The organism is Flavobacterium urocaniciphilum, from assembly GCF_900110615.1.
Taxonomy (GTDB): domain Bacteria; phylum Bacteroidota; class Bacteroidia; order Flavobacteriales; family Flavobacteriaceae; genus Flavobacterium; species Flavobacterium urocaniciphilum.
In genome coordinates this window covers 849,983-873,983 of record NZ_FOEI01000001.1, presented here as the reverse complement: position 1 = coordinate 873,983, position 24,001 = coordinate 849,983, and the positions used below count along the sequence as shown (strand labels likewise).

Below are 24,001 nucleotides of genomic sequence, written 5' to 3'. Positions count from 1 at the left end.
GGAGGAGCTTGGCAAACTAGTAACGTGTTTACAGGAGTTGAAGCAGGAGTGCATACGGTTTTAGTGTCGGATCTAGAAGGATGTACAAACCTTTCAGAAGAAGTATTAGTGGTAGATTACATGAAATATTTCACGCCAAATGGAGATGGATTTAACGATACATGGAATATTGTTGGATTAAATGCACAACATAACGCAAAAATTTACATATATGACCGATATGGAAAATTAATCAAGCAAATTGATCCATTAGGAAATGGTTGGGACGGTAAATACAACGGTCAAGACATCCCATCAACAGACTACTGGTTCAGTGTGGATTATACCGAAAACGATCAACAAAAACAATTTAAAGCACATTTTACTTTAAAGAGATAATGTAAAAAAAGCATATAAAAACAAAAAGCCTGCATTGAAAAATGCAGGCTTTTTTTGTATTGATTTAAAATTAAAACTTATGAAAATTCAAATCTTTATTTAATAGTTTCAATGTTAAATCCAGCTTTCTTTATTTGTTCAATTAAAGTTGGCTCATTTAAATTTTCATTTGTTACGGTTAAGATTTTATTTTTATCTCTAATATTAACTTCCCAATTATTTTCTCCTACTAATGGATTTAAAATTGGAGTTACTTTTTCAACACATCCCAAACAGTTGATATTAGTTTTATATTGTTTTGTTTTCATTATAAATAAATTTATTGTTATTACTTATACAAAGTTCGTTATAGAACTAAAGATTATTATTGTATTTTTATTGAAGACAATTGTAAGATTTACAGTTTTTAGTTTTTAAATTTTAACCACAAACTATTGCTTACTACACTAACAGAACTCATTGCCATTGCTGCTCCGGCAATCATAGGATTTAATAAAAATCCATTAATAGGGTAGAGTAAACCTGCAGCAATTGGAATACCAATTAAATTATAAATAAAAGCCCAAAACAGATTTTGTTTGATTGTTTGTACTGTTTGTTTTGATAATTTGATAGTTTGTGGAACTTTTAATAAATCAGATGAAATGATGGTCATATGCGCCACATCCATTGCAATATCTGAACCTTTTCCCATTGCAATACTAACATTTGCTTGAGCTAAGGCTGCACTGTCGTTTATACCATCTCCAACCATCGCAACAATTTTGCCTTCATCTTGAAGTTTTTTTACATAATTTAATTTGTCTTCTGGTAATACATTTGCTTTGTAATAATTTAAACCAACAGATTTAGCAACTGCCGCTGCAGTAGATTCATTGTCGCCCGTAAGCATGTAAACTTCTATTCCTAATTCTTCCAAATGTTTGATAGCTTCAATTGAAGTATTTTTTATTTTATCTGCAATTGCAAAAACTGCCAATGTGTTTTTACTATCTGAAAAATAAACTAGACTAAATCCTAAATCAGAATTATTTTTAGAAAATTCATTTAATGATTCATCAATTGTGACATTGTTTTCTTCCAAAAGACGTCTGTTTCCAACATAGTAAAATTCGTTTTCAATTTTTGCTTTTACTCCAAAACCGGTTAAACTTTCAAATTCAGAAATATTTTTAAAAGACATTTCAGAATAATGTTTAGTAATTGCATCAGCTAAAGGATGTTCTGATTTTTCTTCAATTGAAACTAAAACACTAAGTAAATGATCATTTTCTTCTTTCCATAAAACATCAATTACTGATGGATTACCTTCGGTTAAAGTTCCAGTTTTATCGAAAATTATGGTGTCAATTTTTTTGGCTAATTCTAAACTTTCAGCATCCTTAATTAAAATTCCTTTTTCCGCACCTTTTCCAACTCCAACCATAATAGCAGTTGGTGTTGCTAAACCTAATGCACATGGACATGCGATTACTAAAACGGTTACCATAGCTAAAAGTCCATGAGTAAATCCGTTTTCACCACCAAGAATAATCCAAGCAATTAAGGTTACAATTGAAATTCCAATTACGATAGGAACAAAAATTCCTGCAATTTTGTCAACCATTTTTTGAACTGGCGCTTTACTGCCTTGCGCATTTTGTACCATTTTAATGATTTGTGATAATAAAGTATCACTACCAATTTTTTCAGCTTTATATTGAAAACTTCCTTTTTGATTAATGGTTCCTGCAAATACTTTATCGTTTATGTTTTTAGCTACTGGAATCGGTTCTCCTGAAATCATACTTTCATCTACGAAAGAAGTACCAATTACAACTTTTCCATCGACAGCAATTTTTTCACCTGGTTTGGCTAAAAGTATATTATCTACTAAAACCTCACTAATTTTTATATCTTCTTGTTGACCATTTTCGGTTATTCTAATTACTGTTTTTGGTTGTAAACCAATTAATTTTTTTATGGCCGAAGCAGTATTCCCTTTTGCTCGTTCTTCTAATAATTTTCCAAGAAGTATGAAAGTGATAACAACTGTTGCTGCTTCAAAATATACGTGTGCATGTAATCTGTAACGATGCCAGAATTCTGGAAATAACGTATTGAACACACTAAAAATATAAGCAATACCTGTGCTTAATGCTACTAATGTGTCCATATTAGCATTGCGATGTTTAGTTTGTTTCCAAGCGTTGATAAAAAAACTTCTTCCGAACCAAAATAAAACAGGAGTTGAAAAAATCCACATGATCCAGTTAGCATATGGCATATCCATAAAAAACATACCAATTATAAAAACAGGTAATGTAAATAGGGCTGAAGCGAAGGTTTTTCTTTTTAATTCTGTAAGATGTTTGGCTTGTTGTTTAGATAATTCCTCTTCTAGATTTTCAGATTCTTCAATAATTAAATCATAACCTATACTTTGAATTGCTTTTTTGAAATTTTCAGGATTAGCAATTCCAGGAATATATTCTACCGTTGCAGTTGAATTGGCATAGTTTACTGTAGCTAATAATACACCTTCTTCAAAAGTAAGTATACTTTCAACGCTTATTGCACAAGAAGCACAAGTCATCCCAGTAACGGGATAGTTTTTTTTTATTGTAGTAATATCATATCCTAAATTTCGGATATTCTCAGTAAGTTGTTTAAGATTGAATTTAGAATCTACCTCAATTTTAGCTTGATTATTATTTAATTCAACTTTATGATGTATAATTCCTTCTGTTTTATCTAAAATATTGTCAATAATAAACGCGCAATGTTCACTATGAACACCTTCAAGCGGAATTGTAATTTTTTTATATGTTTCCATGACTATTGTAATTTGATGATACAAAGTTCCTTCAGATTACAATAGTAAGTATTACAGTATTACTATAGTGAGTTGTAAAATTTACAGAAAATCTAAAGAGACTCTTTTTTGTTGTCCAATAGTTTTGAAATGTGAAGGCGTTAAACCCGTCACTTTTTTAAATTGATTACTTAAATAAGCCACGCTGCTATATCCCATTTGGAAAGCTATTTCTTTTAGTGAAAGTTCGTCATAAACAATTAACTCTTTTACTTTTTCAATTTTTTGAATGATTACGTATTTTTCTATTGTTGTACCTTCTACTTCAGAAAACAGATTGCTTAAATAGTTGTATTCGTAACCCAATTCACTAGATAAAAAATTTGATAAGTTAATTTTTAAAGATTCTTTGTCGTGATGAATAAATTGGATTACATAATTTTTGATTTTTTCAATGATTTGATGTTTTTTATCGTCAATTAATTCAAAACCAATTTCTTGTAATTTGGTAGATAATGATTGTTTTTCAGTTTCATTTATATTGTTTTCAATTTCAATTTCACCTAAAATAACATAATTGTATTTTAAATGTAAAGATTTAAGAATAGTTTGAACTGCCATTATGCATCTTTGGCAAACCATATTTTTTATATATAATTTCATCATTTTAATTGATTATATACAAATTTAGCGAATTAATATGTATAAAATGATGAGTAAGAAATCTTAATCAAAATTGTACTAATTAATGATGTTTTAATTTGAAATGATCTTATAAATTGAAACATTTTTTGATTAAGTAATTTATAGTTAATGCTTTAGGTTGTTGTGTTTTTAAATGTTTTTTGGAATTGAAAATAATTCAATTTTAACATTTTAACATCATTTTAATTATAAAATAATTTGATTTTATTACATTTGTAGCGTTTTAAAGAAATAAATGAAAAAATATCACATCATATTATTACTATTTTTAAGCATGTTTTTTATGTCTAATAGTGCTATGGCATGTGGTGATACTAATTCAAATCATTCTTGTAAAAAAGAGGTTTCTTCTTCTGAAACTGAAAAAAAATGTTGTTGTGGTCATAATGATAACAATGATAAGGAAGATAAAGGATGTGAAGGCGATTGTGGTCATTCAAAATGTGGTTGTTCATCAACTTGTCCTGCGACTTCAATAAGTTTTTTACCAGAAATAAGTTTTAAAATTAATGTATTTCACTATTCTTCAATAGAGAAAGTTAATTTTTCATATACAACTCCATCAATATCAGATGGTTTTCATTCTATTTGGTTAATACCAAAAATAGGCTAAATTCCTTTTTTGACAGCTAGTAGTGTGTCAAATTCATAGCTAAAAGCTATCATTTTCTAACAGTTTTTATAGATATTATTGCTACACAATAGTTGTGTTGTTATTCTATTTTTTCCTAACTGTTTATTTATTCAAATTTATTTTATCAATCAGTCAAAGTATAAACTTTGAAAACAAATACATTATTAAAATGAAAAATTCATTCAAATTAATGGTAGCATTATTTACAATGTTATCAACTACAATAAATGCACAAATAAAAAATTCTAAAACAGAAACCGTTAAAATCTATGGAAACTGTGGAATGTGCGAAACTAAAATCGAAAAAGCAGGTACAATTAAAAAAGTAGCTAAAGTAGATTGGAATCAAGAAACGCAAATGGCAACAATTACGTATGATTCAAAGAAAACGAATCAAGACGAAATTTTAAAAAGAATTGCATTAGCAGGTTATGATAGTGATAAGTTTCTTGCTCCTGATGATGTATATGAAAATCTACATGGATGTTGTCAGTATGAAAGAGTTGCAAAAACTCCAGTTAAAGAAGAAATAAAAGCTGATGCAACTACTCAAGATCATACTAATCACGGTAATCATGCTGAAACTCAGAAACCTGAAGTTCAAGAAGTTGATCAATTAAAATCTGTTTTTGATGCTTATTTTGTTGTAAAAGATGCAATGATTAGTTCAGACGGAACGGCTACTTCTGTTGCTTCAAAAGAATTATTTACAGCAATAAACAATGTTAAAATGGACAAATTAGGAATGGATGTTCATGTGGTTTGGATGAAAATTGTAAATCAAATTAAAGAAGATGCAGAACATATTGCAGATACTAAAGATATTAAGCATCAACGTGATCATTTTGTAACCTTATCAAAAGATATTTACGAATTATTAAAAGTTGCTAAATATGATGTTCCAGTATATTTCCAATACTGTCCAATGTATAATAACGGAAAAGGAGCTAATTGGTTAAGCAAAGAAAATGCAGTTAAAAATCCATACTATGGTTCAATGATGTTAAGCTGTGGAAAAACTGTCGAAACAATAAAATAAGTCAAAATGAGAAAAATAGTTTTATTGTTTTTATTGATTACCAATTTTGCTACTGCACAAATTAAAGTAGGAGATTCAATTCCTTCTATTATGTTAAAAAGTAGTGACAACAAAGAAGTAAATCTTTCCACTTTAAAAGGAAAATATATTCTAGTCGATTTTTGGGCATCTTGGTGTGCTCCGTGTCGATTAGGAAATAAGAAGCTAGTTAAGTTATACAACGAAACGAATCATGATAAATTTGAAATTGTTGGAATTTCAATTGATAAAGATGCATCTAAATGGCTTAAAGCGATAGTAAAAGATAAAATTAAGTTCACTCAATTAATAGATTCAAATGGTTTTGATGCAGAAACAGCGATTCAATTTGGAGTGGATGAACTTCCATCAAAATATTTATTTAATAAAGAAGGAATTTTAATTGCAAAAAATCCAACAGAAGAAGAATTATTAAAATTAATCGAAAACTAAAATTTAAAATTAAAATGAAAAAAATATATTTAATGGTGGCATCTATGATTATGATGTTTTCAATTACAGGTAATGCACAAATTGTTAAAGCAGAAATAAGAGCAACTGGATTAACATGTTCAATGTGTTCCAATGCAATTAATAAACAATTGAAAGCTTTACCTGAAGTTTCAAATGTTGATACAGATTTAAATACAAATACCTTTACAGTAACTTTTAAAGAAGGAAATGAATTAAGTCCAAAAACACTAAAAGAAAAAGTTGAAAAAGCTGGTTTTTTTATCGGTTCATTAGTATTAACTGCCAAAGCTGAAACGATTAATAAAAGTCCGTATATTGTAGTTAACGAAAAGAAAAATGATGCTGCTGAAGTTCAATTTCAAGTTGTAGATAAAGGTTATGTAACGGAAAAAGAATTTAAAAAATTATCTAAATCATACAAAGATATTGCAACGTATAGTGCAAATAATGAAGATGATTTTCACATTAAAATTTTAAACTAATGAGAAAAATTCTTTTATTATTTGTTGCATTAAATTGTCAAAATCTATTTAGTCAAGAATTATTTGTTATTACTGATCCGGCTAGTAATGTTCCAGCAAATTCACTAGCTGTAAATGTGATGCAATCTTTGTTTAAAGAAGAAATGAAATCGGGTTATAATTATCACTTTATGCCTGAAGTAACGTATGGTTTGAATAAAAATTTAATGTTTCGTGCATCTGCATTTGTAAGTAATCGCGGAAACGAATTAGTTACTGAAGGTGGAGGTTTTTATACAAAATATCGTTTTTATTCTACGGATGATTTAAACAGTCATTTCCGAATGGCAGCATTTGGAAGATTTAGTTTTAATAATGCCGATATACATCAAGAACAAATAGAAATAATGGGACATAATTCTGGTTTTGAAACCGGATTAGTTGCAACAAAATTGATTAAAAAAGTAGCTATCAGTTCAACTTTAAGTTTTGAAAAAGCACTAGATAATACAAGTAAAAATCCTTTTCCAGATTATATTGGAGATAATGCCACAAATTATACGTTGTCAGTTGGTAAATTAATGTATCCAAAAAAATATACCAATTATAAACAAACGAATATTAATTTAATGATGGAATTTGTTGGACAAACTATTAATGAAAATGGAAAATCGTATTTAGATGTTATGCCGGCAGTTCAATTCATTTTTAATAGCCAAGCTCGATTAGATTTAGCCTACCGTCAAGAATTGGTTAGTTCAATGGTACGATCAGCTCCAAATGGATTTTATTTCAATTTGTACTATACTTTTTTCGACTTAAAAAAGAAAAATTAATTTAAAAATACTATTATGAAAGCAATAATAATGTCTGCTTTTTTTGCTGTATCTTTAGTTTCATGTAATCATAAAACTAAAGAAGCTGAAAATGTAACTCAATCAGATTCAACACAAATATTTTCTTGTCCGATGCATCCAGAAGTTACTGGAAAAAAAGGAGTAGAATGTTCTAAATGCGGAATGGAATTAACAGAACCAGTTGAACAAACTGAACAAGAAAAGGATTCTATTGTAGAAGTAAATGAAAATATTGATACAACCAATTTTTCTAAAAAAGATACTGAAAAAGAAGTAGTTGATGCAAAAACTACTACTGTTCCGTTTTCTATCAATGAAATTGTTGTAAATTATTTGAAAATAAAAAATGCATTAGCAAATGATGATGCTAAAACAGCTGCTAATGTTGGAAAAGCATTAAATAAAATAATAGCTAGTTCAAATACAAATAGTTTAGCTGCAAATCAGAAAAACAAATATTTAAATATTGTAAATGACGCTAAAGTTCATGTAAAACATATTGGAGATAATTCAGGTAAAATTGATCATCAAAGAGAACATTTTGTAAAACTTAGTAAAAATGTTAATGATTTGATTGTAATGTTTGGTTCAAAACAAAAACTATATCAAGATTATTGCCCAATGTATAACGATGGAAAAGGAGCTTATTGGATTAGTGAAACTAAGGAAATAAAAAATCCTTATTATGGTTCTGAAATGTTAGCATGTGGTAGTTTGAAAAAAACGTACTAATTAACAAAAAGGTAATTTTGAATTATTAAAAATTGCCTAACTAAAAATTGAAATTTATAAAATGGATATATTAAATGTTTTTACAAGGAAATTGTTGATAATTGTAGTTGTGTTATTTTCAGCACAATCACTTTTTTCACAAAATATTGTCCGATATGATTTATATGTTCGAGATACTATTGTGAATTTCGCGGGAAAAGAAAAAAGAGCTATTGCAGTTAATGGTCAAATTCCAATGCCAACGTTAACATTTACTGAAGGTGACATTGCCGAAATTTATGTACATAACGAATTACAAGAAGATACTTCTTTACATTGGCACGGATTGTTCTTACCTAATAAGGAAGATGGTGTTCCTAATTTAACGCAAATGCCAATTAAACCTGGAACTACGCATAAATATACTTTTCCAATCATTCAAAACGGGACACATTGGTATCATAGTCATTCCGGTTTACAGGAACAAATCGGAATGTACGGCATGTTTATCATGAATAAAAAGCAAAATGATATTACCTTTCGAAAAGGAATTGATGATTTGCCGACAGTTCCAGTTATTTTAAGTGAATGGACCGATTTAAAGCCGGAAAATATTCATAGAATGTTACATAATGCTACCGATTGGTTTGCGATTAAAAAAGGTACAACTCAAAGTTATTCTGAAGCGATTCAACAAGGACATTTCAAAACTAAAGTCACAAACGAATGGAAACGTATGAATGCGATGGATGTTAGTGATGTGTATTATGAAAAGTTTCTCATTAATGGTAAAAATGAAAGTCAGTTGTCTCAATTTAAAGCGGGTGATAAAGTCCGACTTCGTATTGCCAATGGCGGTGCATCATCCTATTTTTGGTTGACGTATGCTGGTGGTAAAATTACTGTTGTGGCTACTGATGGTAACGATGTAGAACCTGTTGAAGTAGATAGGTTACTAATTGCAGTGTCTGAAACATATGATGTAATAGTAACAATTCCTGCTGATAATACTTCTTATGAATTTTTAGCTACTCCAGAAGATAGAACAAAGTCAGCCTCATTATATATTGGAAACGGTATCAAACAATTAATTTCTCCGATGCCAAAATTGAAATATTTTGAAGGTATGAAAATGATGAATGGTATGATGAAAATGAATGGCGACCTGGATGATATGGGAATGCAAATGTCCTTAAATCAAATGGATATGAATGTGGTTATGTATCCTGAAATTACTGGCGAAGCAAAAAAGAAAAGTGATGATAAAATGGAAATGAATGATGATGCTACCAAAAATCAATACAATTCTAATGCCTTATCCAATATTACGACTCTCAATTATGCCATGTTAAAAGCTACTGAGAAAACAACATTACCTAAAGATGCTCCTGTGAAAGAACTTCGTTTTGAACTTACAGGAAATATGAATCGTTATGTTTGGAGTTTAGATAATAAAGTAGTTTCTGAAACGGATAAAATCTTAATAAAGAAAGGTGAAAATGTAAGAATTACACTTTATAACGGTTCTATGATGCGTCATCCTATGCATTTACACGGACACGATTTCAGAATCATCAACGGACAAGGTGAGTATGCTCCTTTGAAAAATGTAATGGATTTGATGCCTATGGAAACCAATGTAATTGAGTTCAATGCAAATGCTGAAGGAGATTGGTTTTTTCATTGTCATATTTTATATCATATGATGGCAGGAATGGGTAGGGTTTTTACCTATGAAAATCAAGCAGAAAATCCCTTAATTCCAAATCCTAAATTGGCTCAACGTAAATTATTTGCTGATGATAGAGCTTTTCATTTTATGGTAGAAAACGACTTTGCTACGAATGGTAATGACGGTATGGCGATGGTTCAAAACACACGTTGGAGCTTTGGAACAGAATGGCGATTAGGTTATAATGATATGCATGGTTATGAAGCGGAATTTCATGTGGGTAGATATATTGGTAAAATGCAATGGTTAATGCCGTTTGTTGGATTCGATTGGCGGTATAGAAAAATGCATGGAGAAGTTGAAGAAAACATTTTCGGACAACAAAATACAAAAGATAAAAGAGCGGTATTAAGTGCCGGACTTGCTTATACTTTACCAATGTTAGTTATTGCTCAAGCAGAAGTGTTTCAAGATGGAAATGTTAGATTTCAGTTTATGAGAGAAGATATTCCTGTTTCTAAACGAATAAGAATGGGATTCATGGTAAATACAGATACGGAATACATGATTGATGCGAGATATATTTTAAAAAGAAATCTAAGCTTAAGAACCCATTACGATAGCGATATGGGATTCGGAGTAGGTTTAAATCTAAATTATTAAGAGATATTTAAATTGTTATCAATTAATAAATAAAAACCCCTGTAAAATAAGTGTTTTACAGGGTTTTTTGTGGAGTCGGAGAGAATCGAACTTTTTTAAAGAAGATTTAAAACTTTTGAAGCAATATTTTAAAATGTTTTTTTCCATTTATTACATTAGGAACTCCAAATATTACTTTTTCAATTCTAAAATAGATAATGAATGTTAACTTTAATAAAAAAAATTATGAGGTTTTTTTATCTATTTATTTATTTTATTATTGGATTTTATGGTTATTCCCAAGTAGGAATTAATACTACATCTCCTAATCCTTCCTCTATGTTAGATATTAATTCTAATAATACTGGAATCTTAATTACTCAAGTTGCCTTAACAAGTACTTTAGACGCAACAACTATTACAAATGGTAATGTAAATAGCTTGTTAGTTTTTAATACTGCAACAGTTGCAGATGTAACACCAGGATATTACTATTGGCACACCGATAAATGGCATCGTTTATCTACTGAAAATTCAAACAATTGGAAATTAGATGGAAATTCAGGTACAGATGATAATGTTAATTTTGTTGGAACTACTGATAATCAAGGATTAACTTTTAGAACAAACAATGAAAGAACTGGTTACATAAGTAATAATGGTTTTTCAATTCAATTAGGGAAAGATGCCGGTTTAAATGCTAGTCTAAATTTAACTAATTTTATTGGGGTAAGTGCAGGATATAACGCTTTAAATGCTATTTCTTCTAATTTTATTGGAAATAATGCTGGTGCTTATGCAGATAATGCATTTCATTCTAACTTTATAGGTTCAGACTCAGGAATGAGTGCGTATTTTGCAAATTCCTCAAATTTTATTGGTGTTGAAGCAGGTAGTGGCAGTGAAAATGCATATTCCTCAAATTTTATTGGTAATGGTGCTGGGTCGGGCGCTGTATATGGATTTCAATCTAATTTTATTGGAACAAATGCTGGAAATTTTGCTGAAAATGCAAATTTTTCAAATTTTATAGGACATCATACTGGTAATGAAGCTATAAATGCAGATAATTCTAATTTTACAGGAACAAATGCTGGATTTCAAGCGACAAATGCAAATTTATCAAATTTTTCAGGAAATTATGCTGGATATCAGGCTGCAAATGCAAATAATTCTAATTTTATAGGAAATTATGCAGGATATCAGGCTACAAATGCAAATAATTCTAATTTTATAGGTGCTAGTGCTGGTGAAGAAGCAGAAAATGCATATTCTTCTGTTTTTATAGGTGAGGGTGCTGGGGCTGGCGCAATTGATGCTTTTCAATCAAATTTTATTGGAAATGATGCAGGAAATTCATCAGTACAAGCAAATAAATCTAATTTTATTGGTTATTTAGCAGGTCTTAACTCTCCTTTTGCACATAGTTCTAATTTTATTGGAGAAGAATCAGGTAGTGGTGCAACAAATGCACATAGTTCTAATTTTCATGGTGCTTATGCAGGTGTTCGAGCAATTAATGCTAATAGCTCAAATTTTATTGGAGTGTATGCTGGTTATGACGCAACAAATGCATTTCATTCTAACTTTTTTGGTAAAGATGCTGGTAGAAATGCCACTGAAGCTAATAATTCTATCTTTATAGGTGAAAATTCAGGTGCTAACTCTGTATATTCTAATGATTTTATTGCAATTGGTACAAATTCAGGTAGTAATTCAAGCAAATCATATTATTCAGTAAATATAGGTCACAACGCAGGGATTAATGCTGCTAGTAGTAATTATTCTGTGATTTTAGGAAGTAATTCTGGATCAAATTTTTCAGGCGAATCTTCTGTTTTAATAGGAAATGGAGTAGGAGCTAATGCTACATTAAGTTCTTCAATATCTATTGGGCATAGTTCAGGTGTAAGTTCTACTGGTGAAAATGCTATATTATTAGGTAATTCTGCGGGTGCTAATTCCAATAATATTACTAGATCAATATTTATAGGAAATAATTCTGGGTATAATGATAGTGTTGTTAATGATGATAGTAATTATTCTATATTGTTAGGTGATGATACTTCAACAGGTGGTTTTTCAAACTCAATAGCAATAGGTCGAGATGGCACAAACACAGCAACTAATCAGTTAATGGTTGGCTCAACAACTTACCCTATTAATACAGTAGAGTTTAAAGGTTCAGGAGCAGTAAAGGTTTCTTCAGGAACAACTGCAGAAAGGCCTTCAACACCAGAGTTTGGTCAAATACGTTATAATAGTACAATTGGTAGAGGTGAAATGTATGTAAATGATGTAAATGGCGATGGAACTCAAGGTGATGCAGGGTGGAGAGCTTTGTAAAAAAAAATAAGTTTAGATGTTTAATTTAATAAAGATGATTTATGAAAAAACTAATTTATTTTTCTAGTAAAAAAGAATTTTACAATTTAAAATTCTTAAGTAATATTCAGGTGTTGATGATATTATTTATCTGTTTTTTTTCGAATACATTGTTTTCACAACAAGTTTTACCACAAACACATCCTGTTTCATATTATGAAAATATTACTACAAGTACATGGCCAGGATTTGATTCAAATATTGTTTATTTTGATGAAGTTAATGGTGATTTATTTACAACTAATCCATTAAAACCATTTAAAAATAATATTGATTTAAGTTCGAGTATAAATATGAAAAGATTGATTTGGAATTGTGCCAATGCAACAGATGATTTTGCTCTTATTAATGTTAAATATAAATTTACATTAACAAAAAAATAAATAATGTGGATATTACAATGGGTAGTTATGTTGCAAATACCCCTGTACTAAATATCAAAAATAGTTTTAGTAATATTATTAGAAATGATTCAGATCTAAATTTTTGTTCAACAGTACAATTAAGTATTAAATTAACATTAATAGAAGAAATTCCAAATGCAATTAGAGCAGACTTATATGATGTTTTTTTAAAAATGGTTCTGTATGGTCGCAAGCATGCAACACAAATAAAATGAATGTATTTGTTTTGTTAAACGGTGTTTATAAACCAACAATCACACCAATTGGTCTAAATTCAGGAGGACAAATGAATTATTCAACAAATGTAGATTTATATACTCCAGTATATCAATTCTATTTTAAGAATTGTAGTGATTTTAAAAATAGTAAAGCTATTATTCCAGATACTAATGCTAATGGCTATAATACTTTTACTTTTCCTACTTCAGGTTCTACTAAATTTATTAGGGTAAAAATTGATGATCTTGTAAGGAATTCAACTTGTGGTTTTGAAATTTTAAAACCAAGAAATACTGGTTTGGGTTTAATACCTAATGTTTCTGTTGAAGTAAAAGGAACATGTAATTATACAGAAGGGAATTTTTATTTTGCTACTTTTTTACCAGATGCAAATAGAGCAATATTTGTAGATTATGAGAAAAAGTATATTTATTTAAATACTACGAAAGCAGTATTTAATTCGACTAATTGTTATAAATCATTTAAGTTATTTGTAAATATTGAAAATTCTAATGGGTGTAATGCGTGTCTAATTGATAATTTACCAGTTTACGAGCCATTTGAAGAGTGCTGTACTGAATACGAAAAAAATGCTAATCAAAAAACTGATTTAGAATATAGTTTGTTCCCAAATCCTTCAAATGAATTTATTAATGTTACTAATAAAGAAAAAATTAGTACAATTGAAATATATGATCTTACTGGAAAACAAATAAAAGTGGTTCCAATTGAAGAACTAAATAATAATAAAGGTATTAATATAAAGGAATTTAAATCAGGTATATATCTTATGAAAATTATTGATTTAAACAATCAAGTTACTAATCAAAAGTTTCAAAAAATTTAAAAAATAATGAATCTATTATTATGATTGTTAATAAATATAATTTTTTTAAAATTACCTATATTCTTTCATTTGTTATAATAATTATTGGGACATTTCTAAAATTATTTCAATTTAATTATTCATCAATTTTATTTAAAATAGGTTTGATATTTACTTTTATGTATATTACTATTGGTATTTATGAAGTAAATAATTCATTTAAAATTGAAAGATCTAAGAAAATATTATTAACCCCATTGGTTTCATATTTTTTAGTTTTTTTGTGGGTTTATTTTATATAATGAGTTGTCGAAAAAAAATTATTTATTAATTAATTGTATATTTTAGGGTTACTAGTTTTAAAAAAAAAGAATCATGTACATGATTCTTTTTTTTTATTTACAGATTATATTTTTTTTAAATTGATTATATTATGGGTTTATCATAGAATTTTTATAGAAAAAAAATTGCAATTTTAATAAAATAAATGAAGTTTTTTCTAATGATAATGGTGATTCAGTGCAATAAATCGCATTGTTTTTGAAACCATATATCGCATCTGCTGGTTTATTTATTATTAGAATAAAAGGAATCATATTTTTGTTTAATTCAGAAATAATTTCATCAAATTCTTTAGCTTGATAATTGAAAATATAACCAGTACTTGTAATTTTTTTTTTCTTTAAATCGATTAGTAACTGAGAAGATTCGCATTGACTAAATTGAAATAATGGAAAATTTTTTTTCAAAATAGAAATTAGTTCAAAATCAAAATAATTAATAAAAGATAAGGTAATTTTTTGATCTACCATAAATACATTATTTTATTACTCAAATTTAAATAAATTAAAAAAGTATTATTTGGAGCAAGTAATAAATGGTGTTTTTGGTGTAATAATTACTTTATGAAAGTGTTTTTATTTTAAAAACTTAATTCAATTTGGAATTTAAAATTCATAAAAAGATTTTTTTTTTGTAAGATTATAAATAAGAATTAAAACAATTATTGTTATTATAAAAATACAAATAGAAAATAGTGACATAAAAAATAAATCTAAATAAATAAGGGAAATAGATTCTATTAGTAAGAATAGTTTATAAATTAAAATCAATGAAATGATAAAAAATGTAAAAACAAAATATAAATTGTATTTATCAATAATTTCAAATATCAATTTGTTTTTATTAATTATATAAAAAAATATAATAATAAAAGTAATTATTATGCTATTAGATATAGAAAAAATAACACTTAATACTTCTAATGATTTAATGTTAAAATAAATACTAATTGAATCATAAACCATTATGTCATTTTTTAATAGTTTTAGATTTATTAAGTAATTAGTAATACTTGAAATTATTAATATCACAATCCAATTTTTCATTTTTCATCTTTCTAACTATTTCAAAATTAGAATATTATTTATTCTTTTTTTATTGCATGTAATAAGTGGTAATAATTAATACTTTATTCTAATACCTTTTTTTTAAATTTTAGTTAGACTTCTTATAATTTATATATTATTTCAATTCTACAAATACTTATATCATATTTCATTTATTTTTAAATATTTGGCTATAAATTAGGTAGGTATATTGTTTTATTTAGCCAGATATTACAAAATCATAACCAGATATTACAAAACTGATTAATTATCAGTAAAATAGGGTAATATTTGTTCAAGTTTTAACATTTTTATGAAAATTATGAACAAAAACCTATTTTATGTTATAATATTTTTTTCAGTGAAAATTTATTCACAAGTTGGTATTGGTACAAATATGCCAAAAGATTCGGCAATGTTAGAAATAATTGCGTCTAATAAAGGAGTCAAAATACCACATGTTCAACTTATTAATACTTCTGATCAAACAACTATTACTTCTGGAAATATTGAAAGTTTACTAGTTTATGTTCCTACCCCAAGTGGTGATATTGTTCAACCTGGTTATTATTATTGGAGAGATTTCCCAATAAATAAATGGGAAAGATTGTTAGATTCTTCAGTTAGTTTAAATCAAAACTTTTGGTCATTAACAGGAAATTCTAATACAAATTATTTAATGAATTATTTAGGGACTAATGATGATCAAGATTTAGTTTTTAAAAGAAATCAAATAACAGCTGGTTTTTTAAGAAATGATAATACAGCATTTGGAGTTAATTCTTTAAACTATCAAACAACATTTTTACCAGGTGCAAATAATGCTGCTTTTGGCAGTCAAGCATTAGAAAAATTAACTAGCTCTGGATTTTATAATACAGCAATTGGAGCACGAAGCCTAAAAAATTGTACAATAGGAACATATAATGCAGCGATTGGTATGGACGCATTGGGTAATATAACTTCAGGTAATGCAAATTTAGGAATGGGTTATGCTGCAATGCGTGGTGGTTCAACTTGTAGTTATAATGTAGCATTAGGAGGTCAATGTATGAATGATAATAATGATGATTATAATGTAGGTATTGGTTTTCAAACAGCATATAAAAAAATTACTGGTCAAGCAAATGTGTTTATTGGCACAAGAGCTGCCTTTACTTCAATAAACTCTTCTAATAATGTAATAATAGGAAGTTATTCTTTTTATTTAGTCCCAAACGGTTTACAAAACAATATAGTGTTGGGTAATAATGTTGGCTCTGCAAGTAATGTTGTTAATGCAACTGGGAATGTAATAATTGGTAATAATATTACTTTACCTCCAAGTACTGTAGATAATATTATTCTAGCCGACGGAAATGGAAATGAAAGAATTAGAGCAGTTGCATCCGGAAATATAGGCATTGGAACATCAACTCCAAGCGCAAAATTAGAAGTTGCAGGTAAGATTAAAGCAACAGATGTGAATTTTACTGGTTTACCTACTTTCTTAGATGAGTCGGCAGCAATTATTGGTGGATTAGTAACTGGAGATATGTATAAAACTCCAACTGGAGAATTAAGAATAAAACTATAAAGTTTTGAAAAATGAAAACTTTAAAATTTAACATATTCATATTCTTTTTTTCATTCAGTTTAACACAATCACAAACTGTTAATACAGGGATTTTTAATATATCTCCTCAAACGGTTGTAAGTACGGTTCAGGAACTTAATAATACTGCATCGGGCGATTTTATAAACGATGGAGACTTGTATGTTTATAGCCATTATAATAACGATGGACTTGTTTCTTTTACTTCGGGAAGCACTACAGGAATAACCCGTATGAAAGGTTTTAATTTTCAAAATCTTTCAGGTTCTATTCCAATGGAATGGTTTGATGCCGAGTTTAATAATATCAATATACAACCAGCTTTTCATTTGTCAAATCAAGTGAATATTTTTGGCCAAGTAGCTTTTTTACAAGGTATTGTAAATGATGATAATTATGGAGGTTTACTTGTTTTTGAAGACAATGCTACACATACAAATGTTAGTAATGTTTCACATGTTGATGGATATGTAGAAAAAAAAGGAAACGATGCCTTTGTTTATCCAATAGGGGATAATAATCTATTTCGTTATGCTGAAATAAGCGCTCCAGATAATTTAAATGCTTCTTTTACTGGGAAATATTATTATGAAAATTCAAATATAGGTTACCCACATGCTAATAGGGCAGGTGTTATTGCTTTTATTAATAATACTGAATATTGGACTGTTGAAAAAACAGAAGGTACAAGTGATGTGTTTTTAACATTGTCATGGAATGAAACTACCACTCCTACAGAAATTTATGCCGCACCTTATGAAGAAATTCATATTGTAAGATGGGATGCAGATCAACAATTATGGGTAGATGAAGGCGGTGTGGCTAATGCTTCTAACAAAGAAGTGACTACAATTGTCAATCCACTTACAGAATATGGTGTTTTTACATTAGCAAGAGTTAAAACAGATAAAATACTTAATTGCGCAGGAAGAGGAATTGTAATTTATAATGCAGTCTCTCCAGATTATGACGGACTAAATGATTACTTTATTATTGATGGTATTCAAGATTGTCCTGATAATGAAGTTGAAATTTACAACAGATGGGGAGTAAAAGTATTTCAAACAAATTCATACGATACAAATGGAAATGTATTTAATGGATTTTCTAAAGGTAGAGTTACAATAGTTCCAAACGAAAAGCTTCCTTCAGGAACTTATTTTTACATACTTAAATTTAAATATAATGAGCAAATGACTAAAACATCAGGTTATTTATACCTAAACCAAGAGTGAATTTTTTAACAATGAAATTTTAACAGTGAAATTTTTTTTAAATATGAAGATTATAAAAATACTTTTTACATTCTCATTATTTTTATTGAGCATTAATCAAAGTTATGCTCAAATACCTAATGAGCCGGTTTATACCCCTTTTGCTCCTACCTGTCCAGGTGGAAATAATGGACGTATAGTTGTAACTAATATTGGAACTACTGGTGCTAGACCAATATCTGTCCATGTTGTTTCAGGACCATCTGGAGTTGGGTTTTATTTAGTAACACCAGATACTCAAACAACTTACACTGTTACTAATTTAGTAGCAGGAAGTTATGTTTTAGAACTTGTAAATGCAGCAGGAGATACAAATAACATTCCTGTTGTAGTTCCTGCAGCTACACCATTTTCGTTACAACCAGAATCGAATGTGTTAGTTGGAATTATTAATATGCCAAGTTGTGATACCTATACGCATCAATTTCAAACAACTATTGCAACAGGTGCAACCGCAGTTTTTACTTACACAAACAGTTTAGGTAATACTTTAACTGTAGGCCCAATTTCAGGAACTGGAGCAAATCAACTGGTTACATTTGATATACCTGAATCTTTTTTTACAGGTAATACTGGAATAGTTTTAACAGGGTTAGATTCTTGTGGAAATAATGTTGGTGGAGCAGTAACAAATACTGTTGCATTTCCAGATAATACAATACCATCTGCATATTCACTTAATCAAATATTTATTGAAGATAAAGGAGTGCTTAGTATTTCTAATCCAGCACCAGCTTGTACTAATGGATATACACCAAGAAGAAAATTACGTGCAGGAGTTAATCCTGTTACAATTACAATTACTGGTGGTAATGATATGAATGGAAATCCTATTATCCCTTTTTCAACAAATATAACATATCGTTATAGAGAAGATGATGCAGAACCACCAACAGAAATTTTTCCTACTGGTCTTGCTTTTAATACTGCCTACACAATTGCATATACAGATGCTTGTGGAGAAACATTTACGGAAGACATTAATACATCAGCTCCTGTAGATGTAACTTTTAAAGGTAGGGTTTTGGCAAGACAATATGATTATACTGAACTTTATGATGATACTTCTCGATTACTTTTTGCTTTATCTTCTTTAACACATAATTTTACACCACCATTTAAAGCAACAATAAATTCAGGTCCAAATTATACTTCACAATGTGGAACAAATGGAGATAATACTGTTAATTATACAATTCCATATCCTTTAGTATATAATAATATACCAATGGGATCAAGTGGAGTTTTAAATGTTAATACTATAAGTGGAAGTTGTGAATTTCCAGGTTCATGGCCAGCAGGAACATATAATATTACTGTTGAAGATGCTTGTGGTAGAAATTCAACATTTGACATAAGAAACGATGGTACTTTAGCTGGTACTTCTAGTAGTAATGTTATTAAAAGTACAGGAGCTATTGAAATGCAATACACAAATTGTTCACTTAATGCAGGTACGATTGATGCTACTTTTGTAATGAATACTATCAATTTTAATAACAGATTTCATTATACCTTATATAGAGCTGATGGTACTACAGTTGTGCAAAGTGGACAAACTGCATGGGATATTAATTCTACTGCAGCTACAAAATCTACTGCAGCATTTAACAATTTAGAAGTAAACACAACTTATATTATTAGATATGGTGGGGTAAATTTCAGTTCAGGATTACCAGCTGTATATGATCAATTTGTAGGTATTCCAAGATATCCAGACGGACATATTTATCAATACACATTTACAACTCCAAATGTTGTTCCATTTTATTTTAGCAGTATTAATAGTTGTGCTACTACAATTACTGCAAATGCTTCTGGAGGTTCATGGATTAATCCAGATGCAAACTCAGTAAATTATCCTCAATATCAATTAGAAGATACTGTAGGAAATATACTTGTTCCGTATCAAACAAGTGGTGTATTCGCAGGTTTAGTTAATGGTAATTCTTATGTTGTTCAGGCACAAGATCAATGTGGTACAACAATCAATCAAACAATTACAATTTTTCAACCTTTAGCACCAACAATAGGTACAGTTACACAAACTACTTGTACGACAAATACAGGGAGTATTGTATTAAACGATTTACCTCCACATCCATGGTATATAATAATGTCACCTGGAAATGTTAGATATCCAGCTACCGGATTTAATACAGGTAGTACATTTACAGTTCCTAATTTAAGTCCTGGAAGTTACACTTTTACAGTTAGTACTAGTGGTTGTACTTCAGCATCATCTTCTCCAGCTATTCAAATAAATTCGCAACCAGAAAATGTGGCTTTATCAGGTGCTGTTTCAGCTCCAAGTTGTTCAGGTAGTAATTATACAATTTCACTTACTGTTACAGGAACTGCACCATTTGTGGTTACAGGAACTGGAGCTCCTGGTAGTTGGGTTGGTAATACTTGGACTTCTGGATCAATTGCTTCAGGAGTAAATTACAATGTTGATATTTCTGATGCTAATAGCTGTAATACATTAAATGTTAATGGTGCTGCAGGAGTGTGTTGTGCATTATCTGTTACTTGTCCTACTTTTCCTGCTACAAGCGTGCAATGTTATAGTAATTTACCTTCTCAAACAGTCTATACCATAGCAGAGTTTCAAGCTCTTGGAAATGGTGATGGAATAATTAGTAATCCATGCGGAGTTGTTGAAATTACTGCTACAAATAGTGCAAACACAGGTTTATGTATACAAACCGTAACAAGAACATATACCATTACAGAATATGTAGATGATAATAATAATGGTGTAAGAGATTTGGGTGAAAATACGGTAATAGGTACGCCTGTAAATTGTACACAAGCTATTACGGTACAAGATACAATACCTCCAGTTTTAGATGCATATCCAGGAAATTATACTATAGAATGTTCAGTTGTGGATGCCCCTCTAGTAATAGGTGCTACTGATAATTGTGGAACTGCAAACGTAACTTTTAATCAAACTTCAACTGCTGTTGCAGGAACTTGTGCTAATTATACTATTACGAGAACTTGGACAGCTACAGATTCATGTGGTCTAACAACTAGTCATACACAAACTATTACTGTTCAGGATACAACTGCTCCTACTTTTGTAGAAGCTCTTCCAGCTAATGTAACGGTTGAATGTAATGCTGTACCAACTGCTGTTACCTTAACGGCTACAGACAACTGTGGAACTGCAACGGTAACTTTTAATGAAACTACAACTGCGGGTACTTGTCCTAATAACTATACTTTAACAAGAACATGGACGGCAACTGATTTATGTGGTTTAACAACTAGTCATACACAAACTATTACTGTTCAGGATACTACTGCGCCTACTTTTGTAGAAGCTCTTCCTGCTAATGTAACGATTGAATGTAATGCTTTACCAACTGCTGTTACTTTAACAGCTACAGACAACTGTGGAACTGCAACGGTAACTTTTAATGAAACTACAACTGCGGGTACTTGTCCTAATAACTATACTTTAACAAGAACATGGACGGCAACTGATTTATGTGGTTTAACAACTAGTCATACACAAACTATTACTGTTCAGGATACTACTGCGCCTACTTTTGTAGAAGCTCTTCCTGCTAATGTAACGATTGAATGTAATGCTTTACCAACTGCTGTTACTTTAACAGCTACAGACAACTGTGGAACTGCAACGGTAACTTTTAATGAAACTGCAACTGCGGGTACTTGTCCTAATAACTATACTTTAACAAGAACATGGACGGCAATTGATTTATGTGGTTTAACAACTAGTCATACACAAACTATTACTGTTCAGGATACAACTGCACCTACTTTTTTAGAAGCTCTTCCTAGCAATCTTATTTTAGAATGTACAGATGTAGTGCCAACTGCAGTTACTTTAACAGCAACAGACAACTGTAGTACTGCAACGGTTACTTTTAATGAAACTACAACTGCAGGCTCTTGTCCTAATAACTATACAATTACTAGAACATGGACAGCAACTGATGTATGTGGATTAACTACGGTTCATACACAAACAATCACAGTTGAAGATACTACTGCTCCAATATTCAATGGTATTTTGCCTCAAGATGGTTTTGCAGATTGCGACAACATACCTGCAGCTGCAACACTTACAGCTACAGATAATTGTGGAAATGTAACTATTACTTATGACGAACAAAACGTTAGTGGTGATTGTTCTAGCCAATATAAATTAATCAGAACTTGGACGGCAACTGATGACTGTGGAAATGCATCAACTCATACCCAAACAATTTCTTTATCATGTTATGTTAAAATATGGAATGCAGTTTCTCCTGATGGAGATGGAGTTAATGATATATTCTTTTTAGAAGGAATTGATTGTTATCCAAATAACTCTGTTGAAATTTATAATAGATGGGGAGTTAAAGTATTTGAAACGAAAGGATATGATAATACTACTAAAGTTTTCAAAGGTTACTCAGATGGTAGAGCTACAATAAATACTAATGAGTTATTACCTACAGGTACTTACTTCTATATTTTGAAATATGAGTATGATTTATTTGGTACCAACAAACAAAATATTGAAAAAACAGGTTATTTATATATTCAAAATTAGAAGAAAATGATAAATTATAATAAAATGAAAACAGGATTTAAGTTTACAATTTTGCTTCTTTTGTTAACATTTGGAGTAAATAATACTTACTCTCAACAAGAGTCTCAATTTACACAATATATGTATAACACAATAAGTGTAAATCCTGCTTATGCTGGATCAAGAGATGTTTTGAGTGTTTTAGGTTTATATAGAACACAATGGGTTGGTTTAGAAGGAGCTCCAAAAACAGCAACTTTTGCTTTGCATAGCCCTGTGAGTGAAAAAATAGGATTAGGATTATCTGTTATAAATGACAAAATAGGTCCATCTGACGAAAACAACATATCTGCGGATTTGTCATATAATATTCAACTTTCAAGAAATTATCGTTTGTTTTTTGGAGTAAAGGGATCTGCGAATATACTAAATATTGATTATACAAAATTAGATATATATAATAGTTTAGATCCAAAATTTCAAAATAATGTTGATAACAAATTTTCTCCTAATGTTGGAGCAGGTGCTTATTTGCATTCAGAGAAAGGATATTTGGGATTATCAGTACCTTTTATGTTAGAAACTAAACATTATAATAGTTCTTCTAATTCTGAAGCTGTAGAGAAAATGCATTTTTACTTTATAGGAGGTTATGTTTTTGAATTATCAAATAATATTAAGTTTAAGCCTGCAATATTAACAAAAATGGTTAGTGGAGCTCCTTTGCAAGCAGATTTATCAGCTAATTTTTTGTTTAACGAAAAATTTACTTTAGGAGCTGCATATAGGTGGGATGCAGCTGTTAGTGGGATGGTTGGGTTTCAAATTTCTCCAGGATTATTGGCTGGTTATGCTTACGATTTAGATACAACAAAATTAGGAAATTATAATTCTGGTTCACATGAATTGTTCTTACGATTTGAAGTCTTCAAAAGAAGTCAATCTGTTTATAATCCACGTTTCTTTTAATAATA

19 protein-coding genes are annotated in these 24,001 nt (G+C 29.5%); 15 read left to right on the top strand and 4 right to left on the bottom strand.

Going from position 1 to position 24,001, the window contains the following annotated elements; translation table 11 throughout:
- The coding region (locus BMY86_RS04160) for a T9SS type B sorting domain-containing protein (RefSeq protein ID WP_143065591.1) at nucleotides 1-378 on the top strand (378 nt) is incomplete at its 5' end.
- A 95-nt stretch (nucleotides 379-473) separates the two neighbouring features.
- Here the strand turns inward: BMY86_RS04160 and BMY86_RS04155 are convergent.
- The 3 genes from BMY86_RS04155 to BMY86_RS04145 all read right to left on the bottom strand — a co-directional run bounded on the left by BMY86_RS04155 (nucleotide 474) and on the right by BMY86_RS04145 (nucleotide 3,835).
- Nucleotides 474-686 carry a heavy-metal-associated domain-containing protein gene (locus BMY86_RS04155; RefSeq protein WP_091465509.1) on the bottom strand — a complete coding sequence of 71 codons (213 nt, stop codon included), beginning with the start codon at nucleotides 684-686 and terminating at the stop codon, nucleotides 474-476.
- Nucleotides 687-784: 98 nt separating this feature from the next.
- A complete protein-coding gene (locus tag BMY86_RS04150) occupies nucleotides 785-3,193 on the bottom strand; it encodes a heavy metal translocating P-type ATPase (RefSeq protein WP_091465507.1) in 2,409 nt (802 codons plus the stop codon).
- 81 nt (nucleotides 3,194-3,274) lie between these two features.
- Nucleotides 3,275-3,835 carry a helix-turn-helix domain-containing protein gene (locus BMY86_RS04145; RefSeq protein ID WP_449404133.1) on the bottom strand — a complete coding sequence of 187 codons (561 nt, stop codon included), beginning with the start codon at nucleotides 3,833-3,835 and terminating at the stop codon, nucleotides 3,275-3,277.
- Nucleotides 3,836-4,112: 277 nt separating this feature from the next.
- Here BMY86_RS04145 and BMY86_RS04140 point away from each other — a divergent pair, with 277 nt between their 5' ends.
- The 10 genes from BMY86_RS04140 to BMY86_RS04090 all read left to right on the top strand — a co-directional run bounded on the left by BMY86_RS04140 (nucleotide 4,113) and on the right by BMY86_RS04090 (nucleotide 14,240).
- Nucleotides 4,113-4,490 carry a hypothetical protein gene (locus tag BMY86_RS04140; protein ID WP_143065590.1) on the top strand — a complete coding sequence of 126 codons (378 nt, stop codon included), beginning with the start codon at nucleotides 4,113-4,115 and terminating at the stop codon, nucleotides 4,488-4,490.
- Between the two features lie 190 nt (nucleotides 4,491-4,680).
- A complete protein-coding gene (locus BMY86_RS04135) occupies nucleotides 4,681-5,550 on the top strand; it encodes a DUF3347 domain-containing protein (protein ID WP_091465502.1) in 870 nt (289 codons plus the stop codon).
- A gap of 6 nt (nucleotides 5,551-5,556) precedes the next feature.
- Nucleotides 5,557-6,021 carry a TlpA family protein disulfide reductase gene (locus BMY86_RS04130; RefSeq protein WP_091465500.1) on the top strand — a complete coding sequence of 155 codons (465 nt, stop codon included), beginning with the start codon at nucleotides 5,557-5,559 and terminating at the stop codon, nucleotides 6,019-6,021.
- Nucleotides 6,022-6,035: 14 nt separating this feature from the next.
- A complete protein-coding gene (locus BMY86_RS04125) occupies nucleotides 6,036-6,524 on the top strand; it encodes a heavy-metal-associated domain-containing protein (RefSeq protein ID WP_091465498.1) in 489 nt (162 codons plus the stop codon).
- Nucleotides 6,524-7,339, top strand: coding sequence for a hypothetical protein (locus BMY86_RS04120; RefSeq protein ID WP_091465496.1), 816 nt, complete (start codon nucleotides 6,524-6,526; stop codon nucleotides 7,337-7,339). Before BMY86_RS04125 ends, BMY86_RS04120 begins: the two co-directional genes overlap by 1 nt.
- A 15-nt stretch (nucleotides 7,340-7,354) precedes the next feature.
- The gene (locus tag BMY86_RS04115; RefSeq protein ID WP_091465493.1) at nucleotides 7,355-8,092 is read left to right on the top strand and encodes a DUF3347 domain-containing protein; all 738 of its coding nucleotides are present in this window, start codon (nucleotides 7,355-7,357) and stop codon (nucleotides 8,090-8,092) included.
- A gap of 61 nt (nucleotides 8,093-8,153) precedes the next feature.
- On the top strand, nucleotides 8,154-10,406 hold the full coding sequence (locus tag BMY86_RS04110; RefSeq protein WP_091465491.1) for a multicopper oxidase domain-containing protein: 2,253 nt from the start codon (nucleotides 8,154-8,156) through the stop codon (nucleotides 10,404-10,406).
- 225 nt (nucleotides 10,407-10,631) lie between these two features.
- Complete coding sequence (locus BMY86_RS04105; protein ID WP_143065589.1) at nucleotides 10,632-12,731, top strand: beta strand repeat-containing protein; 2,100 nt, start codon at nucleotides 10,632-10,634, stop codon at nucleotides 12,729-12,731.
- Between the two features lie 41 nt (nucleotides 12,732-12,772).
- The gene (locus tag BMY86_RS04100) at nucleotides 12,773-13,153 is read left to right on the top strand and encodes a hypothetical protein (protein ID WP_091465486.1); all 381 of its coding nucleotides are present in this window, start codon (nucleotides 12,773-12,775) and stop codon (nucleotides 13,151-13,153) included.
- A 232-nt stretch (nucleotides 13,154-13,385) separates the two neighbouring features.
- Nucleotides 13,386-14,240, top strand: a complete 855-nt coding sequence (locus tag BMY86_RS04090) for a T9SS type A sorting domain-containing protein (protein WP_091465481.1) — start codon at nucleotides 13,386-13,388, stop codon at nucleotides 14,238-14,240.
- Between the two features lie 410 nt (nucleotides 14,241-14,650).
- Here BMY86_RS04090 and BMY86_RS04085 read toward each other — a convergent pair whose 3' ends face one another.
- Nucleotides 14,651-15,031, bottom strand: coding sequence for a hypothetical protein (locus BMY86_RS04085; protein ID WP_091465479.1), 381 nt, complete (start codon nucleotides 15,029-15,031; stop codon nucleotides 14,651-14,653).
- A 937-nt stretch (nucleotides 15,032-15,968) separates the two neighbouring features.
- Between BMY86_RS04085 and BMY86_RS04075 the strand changes: the two genes are divergently transcribed.
- Genes BMY86_RS04075 through BMY86_RS04060 form a run of 4 tightly spaced genes read left to right on the top strand, consistent with a single transcriptional unit; the run spans nucleotide 15,969 to nucleotide 23,996 of the window.
- Nucleotides 15,969-17,183, top strand: a complete 1,215-nt coding sequence (locus tag BMY86_RS04075) for a hypothetical protein (RefSeq protein ID WP_177177116.1) — start codon at nucleotides 15,969-15,971, stop codon at nucleotides 17,181-17,183.
- An 11-nt stretch (nucleotides 17,184-17,194) separates the two neighbouring features.
- Nucleotides 17,195-18,436: a T9SS type B sorting domain-containing protein gene (locus BMY86_RS04070; RefSeq protein WP_091465472.1), complete on the top strand. Its 1,242-nt coding sequence runs from the start codon at nucleotides 17,195-17,197 to the stop codon at nucleotides 18,434-18,436.
- A 43-nt stretch (nucleotides 18,437-18,479) separates the two neighbouring features.
- Nucleotides 18,480-23,048 (top strand): T9SS type B sorting domain-containing protein, encoded by a 4,569-nt coding sequence (locus BMY86_RS04065; protein WP_091465470.1) that lies wholly within the window; start codon nucleotides 18,480-18,482, stop codon nucleotides 23,046-23,048.
- Nucleotides 23,049-23,072: 24 nt separating this feature from the next.
- Nucleotides 23,073-23,996 carry a PorP/SprF family type IX secretion system membrane protein gene (locus tag BMY86_RS04060; protein WP_091465628.1) on the top strand — a complete coding sequence of 308 codons (924 nt, stop codon included), beginning with the start codon at nucleotides 23,073-23,075 and terminating at the stop codon, nucleotides 23,994-23,996.
- Nucleotides 23,997-24,001: the final 5 nt, after the last annotated feature.